The following is a 16,710-nucleotide window of genomic DNA, read 5'->3' as shown; positions in this document are numbered from 1 at the left end:
AGGAGAATGTTATGAAGAGAGTTATTAGCAGCCTGTTGATCGCAACGGCCCTTGTTGGATCGGCCATTCAGCCCGCTGCCGCGCGTGATCGCCATCACCACGATGACACGGGCCGGGCCATCGCTGGCGGCGTTGCCGCAGGCGTCGTCGGCGGTCTGATCGGTGGCGCGATCGCCAATAGCGGGCCTCGCTACGTCGATGGTCCGCGTTATGTCGAACCCGCGCCGAGATGCTGGTATGAGGACCGCGATGTCCGCAACCGCTACGACGGCGGCTATCATGTCGAAACCGTGCGGGTCTGCGAATAGCGGGCAGACCTCGCCTTCCATTGGCGGCGCGGATCTGGTCATTCGTCGTCGCCGCTGATTTTCGCCCATCAACCGAGGCTGCATCCAGCAGCCTCGGTTTTTCTTTGCCTGGGCCAATGCAGTTTGGTTCGCAGTCCCTCCCAAAAGCAAAAAATTCTGACTGCCTCGACCGCCTGTCATCCGGCTGTTAGGAACGACCAATAGCTGAAAGCCGATGAATGATGGTCCAGTGAACGGCAGCAAGACGCCAAAGAAAGAACGCATGCGCTTCGTCAGCGCCGAGCAGGTGGCGCAATTGGCGGGCGTTTCGCGCTCCGCCGTCTCGCGCACCTTCACGCCGGGCACCAGCGTGGCGCCTGCAACGCGCGAAAAGGTGCTGCAGGCGGCGCAAGAACTCGGCTACCATGTCAACGACCTGGCGCGCGGCGTGCTTGCCAATCAGAGCCGCCTGGTCGGCATCGTCGCGACCCGGCCGGAAGTGGGTTTTCGCGCACATCTGGCCGCAGCGCTTGCCAAATGCCTGATCAAACGCGGCAGCATCCCGATTCTCATCAACACTGGCCAGACGGAAGACGAGCTGCTTGCTGCCCAGAAGATGCTGATCGGCCACCGCGCCGAGGCGATCATCATCCTGTCCGGCTCGCCACCGGCGAGTTTCTTCGAACTCGCGCAGCGAAATGGCCAGCCGCTGGTGGTGATCGGCCGTTCGGAACCCGACGCCGACCATGTGCGCGCCGGCAACTCCGAGGCCTCCCGCAAGGCGGCGACGGCCTTTTACGAAAGCGGCAGACGGCGGCTGGCGGTCATCGGCTCCAACACCGGAACGCCGTCCATCATCGAGCGCGAAAGCGCCTTCCTGTCGACAGCCGGTTCGCTCGGTGTCTCCGTCGTCGTCGGACGCGGCGGCGATTCCGACTATGACGGCGGCGTCACTGCCGCACGCGCGCTCTTTTCGCAGACAATAAAGCCCGACGCTGTTTTCTGCGCCAACGACCAGATCGCTTTCGGACTGATGGATGTCGTGCGCCTGGAAACGCGGCTGCGCATCCCCGAGGATGTCGCCGTCATCGGCTTCGACGACGTGCCGGAATCCTCCTGGCTGAGCTACCGGCTGACCACCTTCCGCCAGGATCCGCTAACCATGGCGCAGCGCGCCGTCGCGCTGATGGAGCGGCGGCTTGAAAACCCGGGCTTGGCTCCAGGTTACGAACGCGTCATTCCCGAGCTCGTCATCCGCCAGAGCTTCAGACCCTGACCTCTCCCCCGCCTTTTCGCAGGCTCCATCCTGTGGCAAGAAGGGCTGACGGTTTTGTTTGACGCATGTCGTTATCCCAAAACCGCTGCACAGTTTTGGACGACATGCATTGGGGAGGAAGATCGCCGCAGATGAAGGGAATCCGCCAGCTCGCCGAGCATCTCGACATTTCGATCGGAACGGTGTCCCGTGCGCTGAACGGCAAGCCCGACGTCAACGACGAAACGCGCCGGCGCGTGCTCGCCGCCGCCGAGGAGCTCGGTTATGTCGCCAACCAATCCGGCCGCAGCCTTCGCCAGGGCATGACCAACGTCATCGGGCTGATGCTCGAAGTGAGCCGCGAGACGATCGAAAACAGCGACGACTTCTTCCTTGGCGTCACCGACGGGCTGCAGAGCGTCTTTTCCCGTCACAAGCTTGATCTCGTCATGCTGCCCTGCCCCGATGACGAGGACCCGCATGAATATCTGAAGCGCATGGTGGCGCGCCGGCTTGTCGACGCGCTGATCCTCTCGGCGACACGACGAACCGATAGGCGCATCGAGCTTCTGGAAAAGGCCCGCATCCCCTTCGTGGCGCTCGGGCGCAGCGCGTCGGGCGGCAGCTACACCTGGATGGACCTCGATTTCGAGGGCGTGGCGGCGCGCGGCGTCGACCGCCTGGTCGCCAAAGGCCACCGGCGGATCGCGGTAGCTGCCCCCTCCTCCGACATCAATCTTGGCTATCTCTTCGTCGACGCCTACCGCCAGGCGCTGCAACGGCACGGTATTGCCTTCGACCCAGCTCTCGTCATCCGGGTCAAGTCGAGCGAACAGGGCGGCTATCAGGCCGGCCACGAATTGCTGATGATCGAAGAGCGGCCGACGGCGATCATCCTGATCCACGAACTGATGGCGATCGGGCTTTACCGCCGGCTTGCCGAGGCCGGCATCGTGCCAGGGCGCGACCTCGCCGTCGTCGGTTTCCGCGAGGAGCCGCGCACGCATTTCCTGCAGCCGACGCTGACCTCCTTCCGCATGTCGCTGCGCGATCTCGGCGCGCAGCTCGGCGAAACCCTGCTCGCCACCATGCCGGCCTATGCCGATCACTATCCGCAAGGCGCCCGAAACAGGATCTGGCCGCTGGAACTCGTTCCCGGCGAAAGCGACGCTTTCACGCTCAATCAAAAAAATAGAGCATGATATCGTCGGAAAACCGTCAGGCATGATCAGCACTGGCGCTACTTACCAATCGCAATGATGTATCGCATCCTGCTACCTACGCCGGATACTTAGCCATCACCCCCAGTTGCGGCTTGCTGCAAAGGCGACTCCGGCTTCGGCGCGTGCGGTGCCTCTGGTCGCAAGGCTGTCGCGTTGCCTTTTCGGCAATCAAAACATCGAAAATCAGCGCTTTTTCGCAACGCCGTCCTTTGCCATATTCGTCTCAAGTGAAGAGTGAGGTACCGCCGGATGGCCTATGTCATTACCGATCCCTGTATCGACGTCAAGGATGGCGATTGCACGGTCGCCTGTCCCGTGGACTGCATCTACGAAGGCGGACGGATGTTCTACATACACCCAGGCGAATGCATCAATTGCGGCCTGTGCCTGTCGGTCTGTCCGGTCGATGCCATTTCATGGGACGAGGAAATTCCACAAAGCCGAGTTCAGTTCAAAGCCGTCAATCAGGACTTCTTCGGCCCCGACGTCACCAACTGGGGCTCGCCCGGCGGATGGGACAAAAACCATACGACCAATCGCGATCACCCGCTCGTCGCCGCCTATGAAAGAGCCTGATGAAGACAGGCCTCTCGATCGAGAACGGAATCGACATGACAGCAGCAAAGATCGGTGGCGTCGTCGCGGCCGTACCTACCCCCTTCACCGAAAACAGAACCGTCGATGTGGATGCTTTCCTTGAGCACGGCCGCTGGTGCCTGGCGGAAGGATGCGATCTTCTCAATGTGCTGGGAACGACGGGCGAGGCTAACGCGCTCTCCTCCTTGCAAAGAAGCGCGCTCATGGCCGCCGCCGCAAAGGGCCTCGATGGCGGCAGGATGATGGTGGGCACCGGAACGCCCGATCTTGAAACGACGATCGCCTTGACACGGCAGGCTTACGAGCTGGGTTATGCCGCCGCGCTCCTCCTGCCGCCTTACTACTACAAGCCGGTCCAGGATGAGGGGCTTTTTGCCTGGTTCGCCGAAGTCATTCGAGAGACAGCCGAAACGCCTATCAGCCTGTATCTCTACAACTTCCCGCAGTTGACAGGGATCGAGTTCTCACCCGCCCTGGCAGCAAAACTCATCCAAATGTTTCCCGAGCGCATCCGCGGCGCAAAGGATAGTTCAGGCAATCTGGACTATGCCCGTAGGCTCGCACGAATTCCCGGCTTTGCCGTCTTCCCGAGCAACGAGGCAGCTCTTGCCGAGGCGGAAAAGGATAATTTCGCCGGCTGTATTTCGGCAACCGTCAATATCGACCCGCAATCCTCGGCACGGCTTTGGAAGAAGCAGAGCGATCAGGCGACCCTCGATAGGGTCAGAAACATCAGGCAGGCGATCGCCGCTCACCCGCTCATTCCGGCGGTCAAATATCTCGTCGGCAAGCGGAGGGGCCATGCGGTATGGGGCAATGTATTGCCACCGAACCTGAAAATCGCTGAAGCGGCAAGCCTGGACGCGCTGGACACGATCGCCGCCGAGTTGACGAGCGCAGGCTAAAGCATGTCGCGCAAAAGTGTGCAGCGGTTTTGCGCTAACGATATGCGTAAAAACAAGGACCTAAAGCGCGAGGAGCGAATCTGAAAGATCGCGACGCCCTTTAGATACCCGACCTTCTCACCACCGCGAGTAGTAGCTGCGGATTGCAGCCGACAGACTCCCGGCAAGCTGCCGTTCGCGCCGAAGGCGGGGCAAATCGGCCCTTGCCTGCTCGCGCAGTTCCCGCCGCGCTGCATCAAAATCGACGGTGGTCAAGCGACCGTCCCTCATGATTTCGCGCCCGCCGAGGAATAGCCCCTTGGCCTGGGCTGATGTCATGCGGGTCAACAGCACCTCGGCCTCATCGATATCGTCAAACAGGCTGTCAGCCGTCAGCGCATCATAATCGATCACCACGAAATCCTGGCCGGCCGGTGCGTTGAGCACCTTGGCGCCAATGTGAATGGCGGCATCGAAAATCCGGTCGGCGGTGAACCGGCGATTGAGCTCGCGTCCGCCATGCAGCAGGTGGATAAGCCGCATTTCGCGCCAGAGATCCTGATCGTCGTCAAAGCCTGACCCGTCGAGGCCAATGGCAAGAGCCGGCCCTTTCTCTGCCACGAGCGAAATCGGCGCAACGCCGGAGCGCAGCCGCAGATTGGCCGAGGGATTGCTGACGAGTTGCACACCCCTTTCCGCCAGAAGCTCGCATTCCGCCGGCTGCAACTGCACGCCATGGGCAACCGCCAGCCGCGGCGACAGGAAACCGATCTCATCGAGGTAGTGGACGACACCCTGCGGAAAACGGCGATCCAGCCATAGTCGCTGCCGGGGGCTTTCCAGAAGATGCATGTGGATGCGCCGGCCGTTGGCCGCTGATGCTTCGGCGATCGCCTCAAGCAGGGCGTTGGAACACCATTGTGGACCGACCGGCCCGTATTGAACATCGACCATCGGATTGGAATTTTCCGCCGCCACCGCGTCGACGGCGGCGATCTGTTCCGCGACCGGCGCATAGGCCGGGATGCTCGGCGACAGAGCCTGCCAGTCGTCCTCGCTCAGCAATGGCTTCAACTTCTCCGGCCCGCCGCCATAGGCCCAAGGGTCGAAATCGAGCAGCGGGCAGGACAATCCCAGGCGAATGCCGACTTCCCCCGCGGCACGGATGACGGCGGCGGCTTCATCACCGAGCCGGTTGATATTCAGCGAATTGTGGCAATGCATCGTCGCGCCCACACCGGTTTGCGCCAGGCGCGCGAACGCCACCAACGCTTCCAGATAGGCATCGGTTCGCGGTCGCAGGCGCATGCCCGGAATCCAGACCTCAAGAGCTTCGTCGACGACGCCGAAGTCGAGCGTACGGATACCATATCCGTGGTCATGGGCGTTGACGGGTGACGGCATCACCAGATCGCCCGGGCCGAGCGCGGCAAGCACGCTTCGCGCGACGGGAAACCGTGCGGCGCCATCAAAACGTTCCGCAGGCTGATGGCCAGGGCGAAGCAGCAACTGGGCTGATGGGGTCATCTTCTTACCTCTGGATCACAGTCTGGATTTTGTCGCTGAACTTCTTCAGCTCGACGCTCATCGACTCGATCACCACCTCGGTTGCGTGGGTAAGCTGGCGATGACGCGGCACGACGATGCCGACCTGCAGATCGTGCAATCGCGAACCGGCAATCGGCAAAGCGACGACTTCTCCGGCCTCAAGCTCTTCGAGAAGGCCAAGCGGCGTGAAGAAGGCGACCCCCTCACCAGACAGGATCAGCGGCTTCAGCATCATCTGATTGTTGGTCGCCACCACCGTACGGCCGACACGGTTGAGCGCACCGAGCTCGACGGCGATCATCGAGCTCATGACCTCATTGTCGAGCTGCAGCAGCAGCTTGAACTGCGCGCATTCCTGCAGCGTGACGGATTTCTGCCGCGCCAGTGGATGATTACGCGATACCATCGCCATCAGCGGCATCGGAACGCCATAGACCAGCTTGATGTCATGCGGCCGGGCAAGATCGAAGGTGACGCCGATATCGGCGTCACCGTCGGCCAGGAAATGAAAAATGCTGGTGTAATTGTCGTAGCGAATGCGAAAATCGACCGCCGGATGCCGCCGGTGGAAGCCCATGACGAATTCCGGCAGGAACTGGATGGCGAGACTATCGAGGGAGGCAATATGGACTCGGCCGGCGCACTTGCCCTGAAGGTCGCCGAGATCGGATTTCATGATCTCGTATTTCAGCAGCGTGTCCTTGGCATGCTTCAGCACGATCTCGCCGGCCGCCGTCAATCGCAGGCCGTCGGAGAAACGTTCAAACAGCGGTGCTCCAAGCTCGTCCTCCAGCTTCTTGATCTGCCGGCTGACGGCCGAGGTCGCCACATGCAGTTCGTCCGATGCCTTGCGGATCGACCCTGAACGCGCGACTTCAGCGAAATATTTCAAGATACTAGCGTGCATGAGAGCCCCTCGATATGCCGGAAGCTATACCATGCTCATCGTCCCCGCCAAACGGGCGCCCGTTTCTGCTGGAAGGCGGCGACGCCCTCCAGCGCATCCTCGCTTTGCAGCGCCTTGACCAGCGCCGGCGTCCGCAAGGCCTGTGCCTCTGCGGGGCTCAGATGGCCGGTCCGGTTCACAGTCTGCTTGATCGCGCGCAGCGACAGCGGCGCGCAGGCAACGATATCGGCAACCCAGCGATCGACGGCCGCATCCAGCTCGATCGCCGGAACCACCTCGTTGACAACCCCGAACCCCGCCATCTCGGCGGCGCTGAACTGCCGGCCGGTCAGCATGACGGCCATCGCCCGGTTGAAGGCGATCTTTCGTTGCAAGAGCACCATGCCGCCATCCAGCGGCATGCGCCCAACGCGGGCTTCCGGCAGGCCGAAACGAGCCGTTTGCGCGGCAATGACGATGTCGCAACCGAGCACCATCTCGAAGCCGCCACCGAGTGCAAAGCCGTTGACGCGGGCGATGACAGGCACATCGAGAGACCGGCGAAACGCCAGCCCGCCGAAGCCGTTCACCCGGCTCGCCGCCCAATAATCGAGGCCTGAGCTACCGCTCCCGCCCTTCAGATCGGCGCCGGCGCAAAAGGCTCTTTCCCCGGCTCCGGTCAGGACGACGCAGCTGATGTCGTCTCGCGCTTCGATCTCGCGCCAGATCGTCTCCAGCTCCTGCTCCGTCGCGGCATCCACCGCATTCATGCGCTCGGGACGGTCCAGGGTGACGCGGGCGACACGATCTGCGACGGAAAACCCGACACTCATGCCGCATTTCCCTGCAGCCTGCCGAGAGAACCGAGGATCTCGTCATTGTGCTGGCCGAGCTGCGGCGGCGAAATGCGCACCGCGACCTCAGCCGCCGACATGTCGATCGGCGAGCCGATGAGGCGGATCGGGCCGGCTGCCGTCTCGCCGGCCTCCAGGATCATCTTGTTGATGATCGTCTGCTCGTCCTTCAGCGCTTCCGGCAGGGAGCGGACAGGCGCGCAGAGGATGTCGACGTCCTCCAGGCGCTGCAGCCAATGGGCCGTGGTGTTTTTCGCGAAATTGTCGTGGAAGATCGTTTGTAGCTCCGGCCGCCGCGCCATCTGCGCGTCGAAATCCTTGTAATGCGGGTACTGCGACAGATCCTCGATCTCAAGCGCGTTGCAGATGTCCTGAAGCGGGTTCTGCTTGAACGCGCCGACCATGACGATGGCACCGTCAGTGGTTTCGAACACGCCTGTCAGCGGGAAAGCGCCCCAATTGAGATCCTTCTGGCGCATCAGATGGGTCGTACCTTCCTGCATCTGCATGGCGAGCATGGAGTTATAAAGGCTGACGGCGACCTGCTGGCCTTCGCCGGTCTTGTCGCGCTGCAGGAGCGCCAGGAGGATGCCCTGAACCAGATGCATGCCGGCGGAATAATCGGCAAGCGGCGTGGCATAGATCGAAGTCGGGTGGCTGCTGTCCGACTTGCGGCGCATGACGCCCGATACGGCCTGCGCCAGCACGTCCTGTCCACCCTTGTGCTGGTAGGGGCCGGTCAGGCCGAAGCCGGTGCCAACCGCATAAATCAGTTTCTTGTTGATCTTCTTCAGGTCCTCGAAGCCGAAGCCCATTCGCTCCATGACGCCGGGACGGAAGTTGTTGACGACGACGTCGGCCGTCTCGAGCAATGTAAGCACGGTTTCGCGCGCCTCGGGCTGCTTCAGGTCGAGTGCCAGGCTCTTCTTGTTGCGGTTCAACGAGCAGAAGACCGGGTTGTTCAGGCCATCCGGATCGGAGCCGAGCGACCAACGGGAGAGATCACCGATACGGACCTTTTCGATCTTGATGACTTCGGCGCCATAATCGGCCAGCACCTGCGTGCAGGAGGGCCCGAGCATGACTTGAGTGAAATCGATGACGCGAATGCCGTCGAGGGGGAGAATGGTCATTCTGCGGCCTCCAGATAGGTAGCGTTTTCGGATGGTACGTCGCCGGGATCGGCCCCCTGCGCCCGCATCTGTTTCTGAATTGCCTTGATGTCGGCCTTGCGCACGGTCGTGCCTGCATTGAGTGCGACGACAGCGGCAACGCCTGCTGCCTCACCCATGGCCATGCAAGGCGGAATTTCGCGGCTGGATTTCTGCGCCTGCGGCGTTGCCGAGTAATGACGGCCAGCGACGATCAACTGATCGATCTCCTTCGGCAGCATTGCCCGGTAAGGCGTGTAGTAGTCGCGGCCACGGCAGACCGTGTCGGCGAAGTGCCGCCGGCTCATGACATCGTCCTTCGTCACGACATAGTCGCCTTCCAACTGCCGTGTCTGGCGCACGCCGGTCTGCGGCGCGAAATCGACGACATAGGCACTTTCGAAGCCCGGCATTTTCTCTCGCGCGAAGTCCAGCAGTCGAGCGATACGCGCGCGGCCTTCCAATTCTGCCCGCGTCAAGTCCTCGACCTTGAGGCCGCTCAGCTTCGGCATATGCGGGCAGTTGAGCCAGACGACGCCCGGCAGTGGCGTCTTCAGCCACCAGAAAGACCAGCAACCGCCGATGAGACGCTTGGCTTCGTGATCCACCAGCTTGAAGGCTTCCGGATCTTCACGCTCGAACCGCTCGGCCGCATCCGTGTCGATACCGCCCCAACGCGAAACCGTCGTCAGGATAAAATTGGATTCGATATGCGAGGCACCGGCACTGGCGGCGACATCAAGATCGCCCGTGGTATCGATGACCACATCACCGAGGATTGCTTCCATGCCCGCCTTGGTCTGGCAGATCACACCCTTGATCGTCCTGTCCTCGACGATTGCGGAGGAGAACCAGCTATGGGTTCTGAGCTTGACGCCAGCAAGAGCCAGAATGTCGTAGGAGGCACGCTTGAAGGCGTCGGGGTCGAAGGCTGCGGAAAAGCATATCGGATGCGGCATGGACGGCGTGTGAAAGTCGAACAGTCCCCAGCGCGCCCAGCGCTGCCAGGCTTCCGGCGTATCGCGGAATTCGATCAGACGGTCGCGGTCGGTCGGCGTGACGCACAGACCCCAGAGCTTCATGCGCTCGATCATTTCCATGCAGATGCCGCGCACGGTGATTTCGAGTTCGTTGATCATATCGTCGAGCACGAGCACCATGCCGCCGGCGGCGAGGCCGCCGACATAGGGATAGCGCTCCAGCAAGGTCACGCTCGCGCCGTTGCGGGCCGCCGACACTGCCGCCGAGATCCCGGCTGGGCCGCCACCGACCACGACGACGTCGGAGCGATCGACCACTTTGATGTCGCGCGCAGGCTGATGGATTGTCTCAATCATTGTCGTTTTCTCCTGGTTGCGCGTGCTCAATGCGATCCGGCCGGCTTCCAGCGCACGACCTTCGCCTCGACGACCGAGACCAGGGCGAAGAGGACCACCGCCAGAAGGGCTGCGATCACAACGGTCGCGTAGAGAAGCGGCGAGCGGAAATTATAGGTGGCCTCGATGATCAGGGCGCCGAGACCGAAACTCGAACCGATCCATTCTGCGACGATCGCCCCCATGACGCTGCTGGTTGCGGCGATCTTCAAGGCGGCGAACAGGAAGGGCAACGAGCTCGGAAACCGCACTTTCCAGAGGATCTCCGAATTGGTGGCGGACAGAACCCGCATCAGGTCGAGCATGGCGGGACTTGCCGCCCGCAGCCCCTGGACCATGTTGACCAGCGTCGGAAAGAAGCAGATCAGACCGGCGATGATGATCTTTGGCGCCAGTCCATTGCCGAAGATCAGCACGAGGATCGGCGCAAGTGCGATGATCGGGATCGCCTTGATGAAGACGGCGATCGGGTAAAATGCCTTTTCCGCCGTCGTGCTATGCACGAACCAGACCGCCAGCAGGATGGCGACGAGGTTTCCGAACAGAAAGCCGAGGGTGGCTTCGAGCAGCGTCGGCAGGAAATTCCGCCACAGCGTTGCGGCATTGTCGCGAAAGGCGAGCACGACGTCGGCCGGGCTCGGCGCCATGAAGGTCGGGATCTTGAAGATCCAGATCACCACTTGCCAGAGCACGACGAGGCCGAGTCCAGCCAGGATCGCCGGCAGATTTCTCGACAGGGTGCCTATGGTGGCGTCGAGGATCGCGACCTTGCGCGGGGTGGATGCGGGCGCGGAACGCGCTTCGGAAGAGACCACGTTGCTCATAGGCATTCCTCCAGCAGAGCGCGCAGATGCGCCGTCACCTGAATGAATTCCATCGTGTCTCTCATGGCGAGCGAACGCGGATAGGGAAGGTCGACCTTCATGAACTCCTTCACACGGCCGGGATGCGCCTGAAGCATCAGCACATGCTGGCCAAGGAAGGCTGCTTCGGGGATGGAGTGAGTGACAAAGAGGATCGTCGTGCCCGTCTCCTGCCAGAGCCGCAGCAATTCCTCGTTCAGCTTGTCGCGGGTGATTTCGTCGAGCGCGCCGAACGGCTCGTCCATTAGCAGAATGCGCGGCCGCGTGACCAGCGCCCGCGCGATTGCGACGCGCTGGCGCATACCGCCGGAAAGCTCATGCGGCAGGGCGTTCTCACGTCCCTTGAGGCCAACCATCGCCAACAGTTCCGCCGGATCGGCAAAAGAGCCGGCAGCGTGTTTGCCGACTTCGATCGGCAGGCGGACATTGTCGATGACGCTACGCCAAGGCAACAAAGTGGCGTCCTGGAACACGAACGCGAAATCGCGGCCCTCCCGTGCCTCGCGCGGCGAGCGCCCGAGCACCGAGACCGAACCGCCGTTGATGTGCACGAGATCGGCGATACAGCGAAGCAGGGTCGATTTTCCACAACCTGAAGGGCCGAGCATCGTCACGAACGCCCCCTCGGGAATATTCACCGACACGTTGGAAAGAGCGGTGATCTCGTTGTCCTTATCGCCAAAACGGATGTCCAGATTGGCGACGGATACGGCGAGCGGCGATCCGGCTGGCAGCGGATCTGGCCGTTTGACGGTGGCGGCGACAGTCATGGCCGTTCACCCGACCTGCTTGCGGATATCGGCCGTCGCATCGAGTATGGCGAAGCTCGCAACGTCATCGATGGTCGGAACCGTCCCGGTGAACTGCTTGAGGTCGGCATAGGCCTTGATCTGAGCTGCCCAGTTTTCCCTGTTCATCGCACCCCAGCCGAATTGCTTGGTGCTGTCGCCGAAGGAGAATTTCGCGATTGGGCCGACGGCTTTTAGTTCGCTTGCCTTATCAAGGTTGGGATAGGTCTCGATCAGCATGTCGACCGCCTCTTCCGGATGGTCGCGGACATAGCCCCAGCCCTTTGCGGCTGCCGTGGTGAAGCGCACCAGCACGTCGGCATGTTTGTCGAGCTGTTCGTCGGTGGTGTAGTACACATTGGCATAGAGCTGCAGCCCGGCGTCCCAGAGCATCATGTCGACGCGGTCGTCACCCAGGACCGAAAGGGCATTGGTGTTGGTGACCCAGCCGGTGACGGCGTCGGCCTGACCGGTCAAAAGCTGGTTCATGTCCGATCCCATATTGACCATCGTCACCTGATCCTCGGCGATGCCGTTCTTGGCAAGTAGGGCGCGAAGCAGGATAAAGGCCGTCGGCTGCGTGGCGATCGTCTTGCCGATCATGTCCTTCGGCTCGCGGATCGGCGCTTTCTTCAGCGAAAAATAGGTGAAGGGATGTTTCTGATAGCCGGCGAGGAAGGCTTTGACGGGGATGCCGGCGGAGCGCGCCAGCATCACCGACGGGCTGGACGAGATTTGGCCAAGCGTCGATTGCCCCGCCGCGACACCGGCAACGCCATCGACATTCGGGCCGCCGGGAACGATCTCCAGCGCGACGCCCTGCTCCTCGAAGAACCCCTTCTTCTGCGCAGCAACTTCACCGATTACGCCGTTGGAAGCCAGCCAGCCCAGCTGCATTTTCACCTGGGCAACGTCCTGGGCCAGGCCCGCGCGCACGCCGATCAGGGTCTGTGCTGCGGCCAGGCCGCCCACCGTTGCGACATTGGATATGAAGCGACGGCGGTTCATCATGAAATGAGACATAATAGTTCCCCTATTTGTTCCCCCGGTCCGACTTTAATCGTCGTGTACCGAAGCTCATTTGCCGAGTGCCTGGGGAGGATGGGGAATTTTGGCGTTCTAATAAAGAACAATTATTCGCTATATGAATTGCCAAAAAGGCAACACTACCGGATAGAACCTGCGGGGACACTACCGATCGAAGGTGAGAACGCCGTTCGGATTGGAGGTATCGGACGTCACGGTTGTACTGGGTTGTGCCAATGAATCCAATAATTAAACGCCAAGCTATTGATGTTGCATCGAAACATTCGTTTCACGCCGGCGATGCGCAACCACGAGATCATATGTTGGCGGATTGTTTTACGCCTTCCAGGACGAAATCATTGAATAGTCCACTGACAAATCTGGGCAATTGAGCAAGAGAGTATCGATAAAGGAAACATTGTGCCTAAACCCGGCTCGGAGCGGCCGAATGCTCCCTGTGCGACAGCTGACGCGTGACGACGAAGACCAGCAGGGCTCCGGCAGCAAGGCAGGCGGCCAGGAAGAACATCGGCGCGATCGTGCTGCCGCTCGCTTCCTTGATCCAGGGCACGACGTTCTGGGCGACGAAACCGCCGAGATTTCCGACCGAATTGATGGCGGCAAGGCCCGCCGCAGCCCCCGCGCCCTTGAGGAAACGGGAAGGCAGGCTCCAGAACACCGGCTGAGGCGCGAAGATCCCGGCGGCTGCGACGCAGAGGAAGGCGAATTGCAGAGTGTGGTTCGGGATCAGCGCCGAGAGCAGCAGGCAGGCGGCGCCGATGAAAGCCGGAATGACGATGTAGGGCGTCTTCGATTGCGCCTTGTCGGCCATGGCAGGAACGACATAGAGCGCGATCGCGACCAGCACCCAGGGGATGATGTTGAGGAAACCGTTCACCGTGTTGCTGACGCCGAAAGCCTTGACGATGGTCGGCAGCCAATAGCTCAGCCCATAGGCCGAAAGCGGAAAGGCGATATAGCAGAGCGCCATCAGCAGCACGCGCGGATCGATGAGCGCCTTGAAGCCGTTTCCGGCATGCTCGCCCATGCCGGCATTTTCGGAAGTGAGCCTTCGTTCCAGCCACTGCTTCTCGTCATCATTCAGGAAGCTTGCATTTTCAGGCCGGCCGGGGAGATAGAAGAAGGTGACGATGCCGGCGATCACAGCCGGAACGCCTGTCGCCAGGAAGACCCACTCCCAGCCGGCAAAGCCGTAGAGACCGTCGAGATCGAGCAGCACGCCGCCGAGTGGCGCACCGACGGCATTGGCGATGGCGCTGAAGATCATGAACAGCCCGACCATCCTGCCGCGATAGGTCGAGGGAAACCACAGCGTCAACAGATAGAGGACGCCGGGAAAGAAGCCGGCTTCGCAAACACCGAGCAGAAAGCGCAGGATATAGAACATCGTCGCGTTCTGCGTGAAGGCGAGCGCGATGGTGACGATACCCCAGGAGACCAGGATGCGGGCGAACCAGACACGCGCGCCGAGCCTGTCGAGGAAGAGGTTGCTCGGCACCTCGAAGAGAAAATAGCCGATGAAGAAGAGCGATGCGCCGAGACCATAGGCATATTCGCTCATTCCGAGAGCATCGACCATCTGCAGCTTGGCGAAACTGACGTTCTGCCGGTCGATATAGGCGATGAGATAAAGGATGCCGAGAAACGGCATCAGCTTCCAGGTGATTTTCGAGATCAGCCGCTTCTCGTCGACCATAAGTATTCTCCGGTATTACCATGCTTGGGGATCGGGTAAATAGCGCGGCCAGCCGATATTCAATCGGGCGCGGCATTTTCGCGCAGCCGCAACCCTGATGATGTGACCGTACCCGAAGCCGGGTACGGTCTTTAGTCATTCAGCGGCGGCGACGGCGGCGCGGCGGCCGATCGTTGCCTGGGTCAGCACGAAGGCTGCGAAGGCGCAGAGTGCGATGCCGGCGGCCATCGGAACGGCGGTGCCGTCGAAGAAGACGCTCGATATGACCATGGCGACGGCGGCGATTACGAAATGCAGCGTGCCCATCAACGACGAGGCGGTGCCGGCGATCTCGCCGTGATCCTCGAGCGCGAGCACCGCGCTCGTCGGGATGACGAGGCCGAGGAAGCCGTAGCCGATAAACAGGAAGGTCGCCAGGACAGGCAGCTGGTTGAAGCCAGAGGCCATCACCACCGCCATGACGACCATGGCAAGGGCAAAAGCGCTGACCGCAATCCGCATGACGCGCACGAGGCCGAAACGCTCGCCAAGCCAGCCCGTCGCCTGCGATACCGCGAAGAAGGACACGGCATTGATCGAGAAGGCAAAACTATATTGCGTCGGCGTCAGCCCGTAATGCTGGATCAGTACGAAGGGTGAGTTGGCGAGATAGACCAGGAAGCTGGAAATGCCGAGGCCGCCGATGAAGGTCAGCGTCAGGAAGTTGCGGTCGGCAAGCAGCAGGCGGTAGGCCGCCATGGCGCTCTTTAGACCGCTGCCGCTGCGTTCGGCCGCCGAACGGGTTTCGTCAAGCTGGGTGGCGAGCAGGACGAGGCCGATGAAGGCGGCGATCGTCACGGCCCAGAATACGCCGCGCCAGCCGTAGAACTCGATGACGGCGCTGCCCGTCAGCGGCGCCAGGATCGGGGAGATGGAGAAGACCAGCATCAGCAGCGACATCAGGCGGGCGGCCTGCACGCCGGTATGCATGTCGCGGACGATGGCGCGCGGAATGACCATGCCGGCGGCACCGCCGATACCTTGAACGAAACGGAAGGCGATCAGCGTTTCGATATCGGTCGCCAGCGCACAGCCGATCGAGGCGACGGAAAAGAGGCCGATGCCGAGATAGAGCGGCAGCTTGCGGCCCCACATATCCGACAGCGGACCATAGACCAGCTGGGCGAGCGCAAAGGAGATGAAGAAGGCCAGAAGGGTAAGCTGGGTGACGTTATTATCGGCATGCAGGTCCTGGCCGATGGACGGCAGCGCAGGCAGATACATGTCGATGGCAAAGGGCCCGATGGCCGACAGAAGGCCGAGAATGAGGGCAATGCGAAAGAAGGGAGCCGTCATAATGGTGATCTTTCATAAAAGCACGGCGGAGGTACCGGATCGTCGCTCCGCCACATTGCTCTCAGGGTTGAATGATGATCGTTCGCGCGAAGACGAAGTTGGGAGCTCATATCTCCTGCGGCGAAACCAAGAGTGTCAATAAATTTGGACACAGGTGTAAAATTAGACGCCATTGTCTAAAACGTCAAGACGTCTTATCTTCGCTCTCATGAAAGATCGCATGACACCGGCAGCCCGGATGACGGGGCATACGCAGCGCGGACAATGCGCCAAGCGCATGTCGATCCTTGATTCCGCGGCCGACGTATTCTGCCGCCAGGGTTTTGCCGGCGCCAGTATCGACGAGATCGCCGCCGTCGCCTGCGTCTCGCGCCAGACGATCTACAATCACTACCGCGAGAAGGAAACGCTGTTCGTCGCCGTCGTCGAAGACGTCATGAACCGAGCCAACGCCATGCTGTTCTCGGTGCTTTCGACCTTTCCTGAACGCGCCGACGATCTGGAGGACGAGCTGACGGCCTTCGCCGTGCGCCTCAACAAGAACTGCATCTGCAACCACGACGGAAAATTCCTGCGCAAGCTGGTGCAGACCGAGGGCGAGCGATATCCGCACCTCTTCGAAAGCTGGCGCCAGCAGGGGCCGGGCAAGCTGATCACCGCACTGTCAGCACTTTTCGCGCGGCTTGCCCATAAGGGGGCGCTCGTCATCGATGATTTCGACGTCGCGGCCCGGCAGTTCGTGGCACTCGGCAATGCCGACCTGCAGATGATGATCCTTCTCGGCGCCACACCCACCGATGAAGAATTGGAAAAGGCGGCGCGCAACGCGGTCCGTACCTTTCTCAAGGCCTATGGCAGGCCGGAGGCGGAACAGGCCGGCCATCCGTCGCAACTCGCGGCCATCTCAGGCTGAGCTGGCC

16 protein-coding genes are annotated in these 16,710 nt (G+C 61.4%); 6 read left to right on the top strand and 10 right to left on the bottom strand.

What is annotated here, in order from left to right; genetic code table 11:
* The first annotated feature begins 11 nt into the window (after positions 1-11).
* The 5 genes from RL_RS29920 to RL_RS29900 all read left to right on the top strand — a co-directional run bounded on the left by RL_RS29920 (position 12) and on the right by RL_RS29900 (position 4,267).
* Positions 12-308, top strand: coding sequence for a hypothetical protein (locus RL_RS29920; RefSeq protein WP_003548352.1), 297 nt, complete (start codon positions 12-14; stop codon positions 306-308).
* 214 nt (positions 309-522) lie between these two features.
* Positions 523-1,563 (top strand): LacI family DNA-binding transcriptional regulator, encoded by a 1,041-nt coding sequence (locus RL_RS29915; protein ID WP_041936857.1) that lies wholly within the window; start codon positions 523-525, stop codon positions 1,561-1,563.
* 131 nt (positions 1,564-1,694) lie between these two features.
* Positions 1,695-2,744 carry a LacI family DNA-binding transcriptional regulator gene (locus RL_RS29910; RefSeq protein WP_011654789.1) on the top strand — a complete coding sequence of 350 codons (1,050 nt, stop codon included), beginning with the start codon at positions 1,695-1,697 and terminating at the stop codon, positions 2,742-2,744.
* Positions 2,745-3,014: 270 nt separating this feature from the next.
* Complete coding sequence (fdxA, locus tag RL_RS29905) at positions 3,015-3,341, top strand: ferredoxin (RefSeq protein WP_011654788.1); 327 nt, start codon at positions 3,015-3,017, stop codon at positions 3,339-3,341.
* Positions 3,342-3,376: 35 nt separating this feature from the next.
* Positions 3,377-4,267 carry a dihydrodipicolinate synthase family protein gene (locus RL_RS29900; protein WP_041936950.1) on the top strand — a complete coding sequence of 297 codons (891 nt, stop codon included), beginning with the start codon at positions 3,377-3,379 and terminating at the stop codon, positions 4,265-4,267.
* A gap of 117 nt (positions 4,268-4,384) precedes the next feature.
* Here RL_RS29900 and RL_RS29895 read toward each other — a convergent pair whose 3' ends face one another.
* The 10 genes from RL_RS29895 to RL_RS29850 all read right to left on the bottom strand — a co-directional run bounded on the left by RL_RS29895 (position 4,385) and on the right by RL_RS29850 (position 15,790).
* Positions 4,385-5,773 carry an amidohydrolase family protein gene (locus RL_RS29895; protein ID WP_011654786.1) on the bottom strand — a complete coding sequence of 463 codons (1,389 nt, stop codon included), beginning with the start codon at positions 5,771-5,773 and terminating at the stop codon, positions 4,385-4,387.
* A gap of 4 nt (positions 5,774-5,777) precedes the next feature.
* Positions 5,778-6,701, bottom strand: coding sequence for a LysR family transcriptional regulator (locus tag RL_RS29890; RefSeq protein ID WP_003548341.1), 924 nt, complete (start codon positions 6,699-6,701; stop codon positions 5,778-5,780).
* 35 nt (positions 6,702-6,736) lie between these two features.
* Positions 6,737-7,513: an enoyl-CoA hydratase-related protein gene (locus RL_RS29885; protein WP_003548339.1), complete on the bottom strand. Its 777-nt coding sequence runs from the start codon at positions 7,511-7,513 to the stop codon at positions 6,737-6,739.
* Positions 7,510-8,667: a CaiB/BaiF CoA transferase family protein gene (locus tag RL_RS29880; protein WP_003548337.1), complete on the bottom strand. Its 1,158-nt coding sequence runs from the start codon at positions 8,665-8,667 to the stop codon at positions 7,510-7,512. The genes RL_RS29885 and RL_RS29880 overlap by 4 nt, the downstream gene beginning before the upstream one ends.
* A complete protein-coding gene (locus RL_RS29875) occupies positions 8,664-10,022 on the bottom strand; it encodes an FAD-dependent oxidoreductase (protein ID WP_003548335.1) in 1,359 nt (452 codons plus the stop codon). Before RL_RS29875 ends, RL_RS29880 begins: the two co-directional genes overlap by 4 nt.
* A gap of 26 nt (positions 10,023-10,048) precedes the next feature.
* Positions 10,049-10,885 (bottom strand): ABC transporter permease, encoded by an 837-nt coding sequence (locus RL_RS29870; RefSeq protein WP_041936856.1) that lies wholly within the window; start codon positions 10,883-10,885, stop codon positions 10,049-10,051.
* Entirely contained in the window at positions 10,882-11,694 is an 813-nt protein-coding gene (locus tag RL_RS29865; RefSeq protein ID WP_011654783.1) for an ABC transporter ATP-binding protein, read from the bottom strand. The genes RL_RS29870 and RL_RS29865 overlap by 4 nt, the downstream gene beginning before the upstream one ends.
* A 6-nt stretch (positions 11,695-11,700) precedes the next feature.
* Positions 11,701-12,735, bottom strand: a complete 1,035-nt coding sequence (locus tag RL_RS29860; RefSeq protein ID WP_011654782.1) for an ABC transporter substrate-binding protein — start codon at positions 12,733-12,735, stop codon at positions 11,701-11,703.
* Positions 12,736-13,162: 427 nt separating this feature from the next.
* Entirely contained in the window at positions 13,163-14,455 is a 1,293-nt protein-coding gene (locus RL_RS29855; protein WP_011654781.1) for an MFS transporter, read from the bottom strand.
* A 135-nt stretch (positions 14,456-14,590) separates the two neighbouring features.
* Entirely contained in the window at positions 14,591-15,790 is a 1,200-nt protein-coding gene (locus tag RL_RS29850) for a multidrug effflux MFS transporter (RefSeq protein ID WP_011654780.1), read from the bottom strand.
* 172 nt (positions 15,791-15,962) lie between these two features.
* Between RL_RS29850 and RL_RS29845 the strand changes: the two genes are divergently transcribed.
* The gene (locus RL_RS29845) at positions 15,963-16,703 is read left to right on the top strand and encodes a TetR/AcrR family transcriptional regulator (RefSeq protein ID WP_011654779.1); all 741 of its coding nucleotides are present in this window, start codon (positions 15,963-15,965) and stop codon (positions 16,701-16,703) included.
* Positions 16,704-16,710: the final 7 nt, after the last annotated feature.

This window comes from Rhizobium johnstonii 3841 (assembly GCF_000009265.1).
GTDB classification, from domain to species: domain Bacteria; phylum Pseudomonadota; class Alphaproteobacteria; order Rhizobiales; family Rhizobiaceae; genus Rhizobium; species Rhizobium acaciae.
This window is presented reverse-complemented; position numbering and strand designations above follow the sequence as displayed.

Excerpts from the sequence above, each read along its gene's own strand:
- RL_RS29920 (WP_003548352.1), top strand. The coding sequence starts at position 12 with ATGAAGAGAGTTATTAGCAGCCTGTTGATCGCAACGGCCCTTGTTGGA.
- RL_RS29915 (WP_041936857.1), top strand. The coding sequence starts at position 523 with ATGAATGATGGTCCAGTGAACGGCAGCAAGACGCCAAAGAAAGAACGC.
- RL_RS29910 (WP_011654789.1), top strand. The coding sequence starts at position 1,695 with ATGAAGGGAATCCGCCAGCTCGCCGAGCATCTCGACATTTCGATCGGA.
- fdxA (WP_011654788.1), top strand. The coding sequence starts at position 3,015 with ATGGCCTATGTCATTACCGATCCCTGTATCGACGTCAAGGATGGCGAT.
- RL_RS29900 (WP_041936950.1), top strand. The coding sequence starts at position 3,377 with ATGACAGCAGCAAAGATCGGTGGCGTCGTCGCGGCCGTACCTACCCCC.
- RL_RS29895 (WP_011654786.1), bottom strand. The coding sequence starts at position 5,773 with ATGACCCCATCAGCCCAGTTGCTGCTTCGCCCTGGCCATCAGCCTGCG.
- RL_RS29890 (WP_003548341.1), bottom strand. The coding sequence starts at position 6,701 with ATGCACGCTAGTATCTTGAAATATTTCGCTGAAGTCGCGCGTTCAGGG.
- RL_RS29885 (WP_003548339.1), bottom strand. The coding sequence starts at position 7,513 with ATGAGTGTCGGGTTTTCCGTCGCAGATCGTGTCGCCCGCGTCACCCTG.
- RL_RS29880 (WP_003548337.1), bottom strand. The coding sequence starts at position 8,667 with ATGACCATTCTCCCCCTCGACGGCATTCGCGTCATCGATTTCACTCAA.
- RL_RS29875 (WP_003548335.1), bottom strand. The coding sequence starts at position 10,022 with ATGATTGAGACAATCCATCAGCCTGCGCGCGACATCAAAGTGGTCGAT.
- RL_RS29870 (WP_041936856.1), bottom strand. The coding sequence starts at position 10,885 with ATGAGCAACGTGGTCTCTTCCGAAGCGCGTTCCGCGCCCGCATCCACC.
- RL_RS29865 (WP_011654783.1), bottom strand. The coding sequence starts at position 11,694 with ATGACTGTCGCCGCCACCGTCAAACGGCCAGATCCGCTGCCAGCCGGA.
- RL_RS29860 (WP_011654782.1), bottom strand. The coding sequence starts at position 12,735 with ATGTCTCATTTCATGATGAACCGCCGTCGCTTCATATCCAATGTCGCA.
- RL_RS29855 (WP_011654781.1), bottom strand. The coding sequence starts at position 14,455 with ATGGTCGACGAGAAGCGGCTGATCTCGAAAATCACCTGGAAGCTGATG.
- RL_RS29850 (WP_011654780.1), bottom strand. The coding sequence starts at position 15,790 with ATGACGGCTCCCTTCTTTCGCATTGCCCTCATTCTCGGCCTTCTGTCG.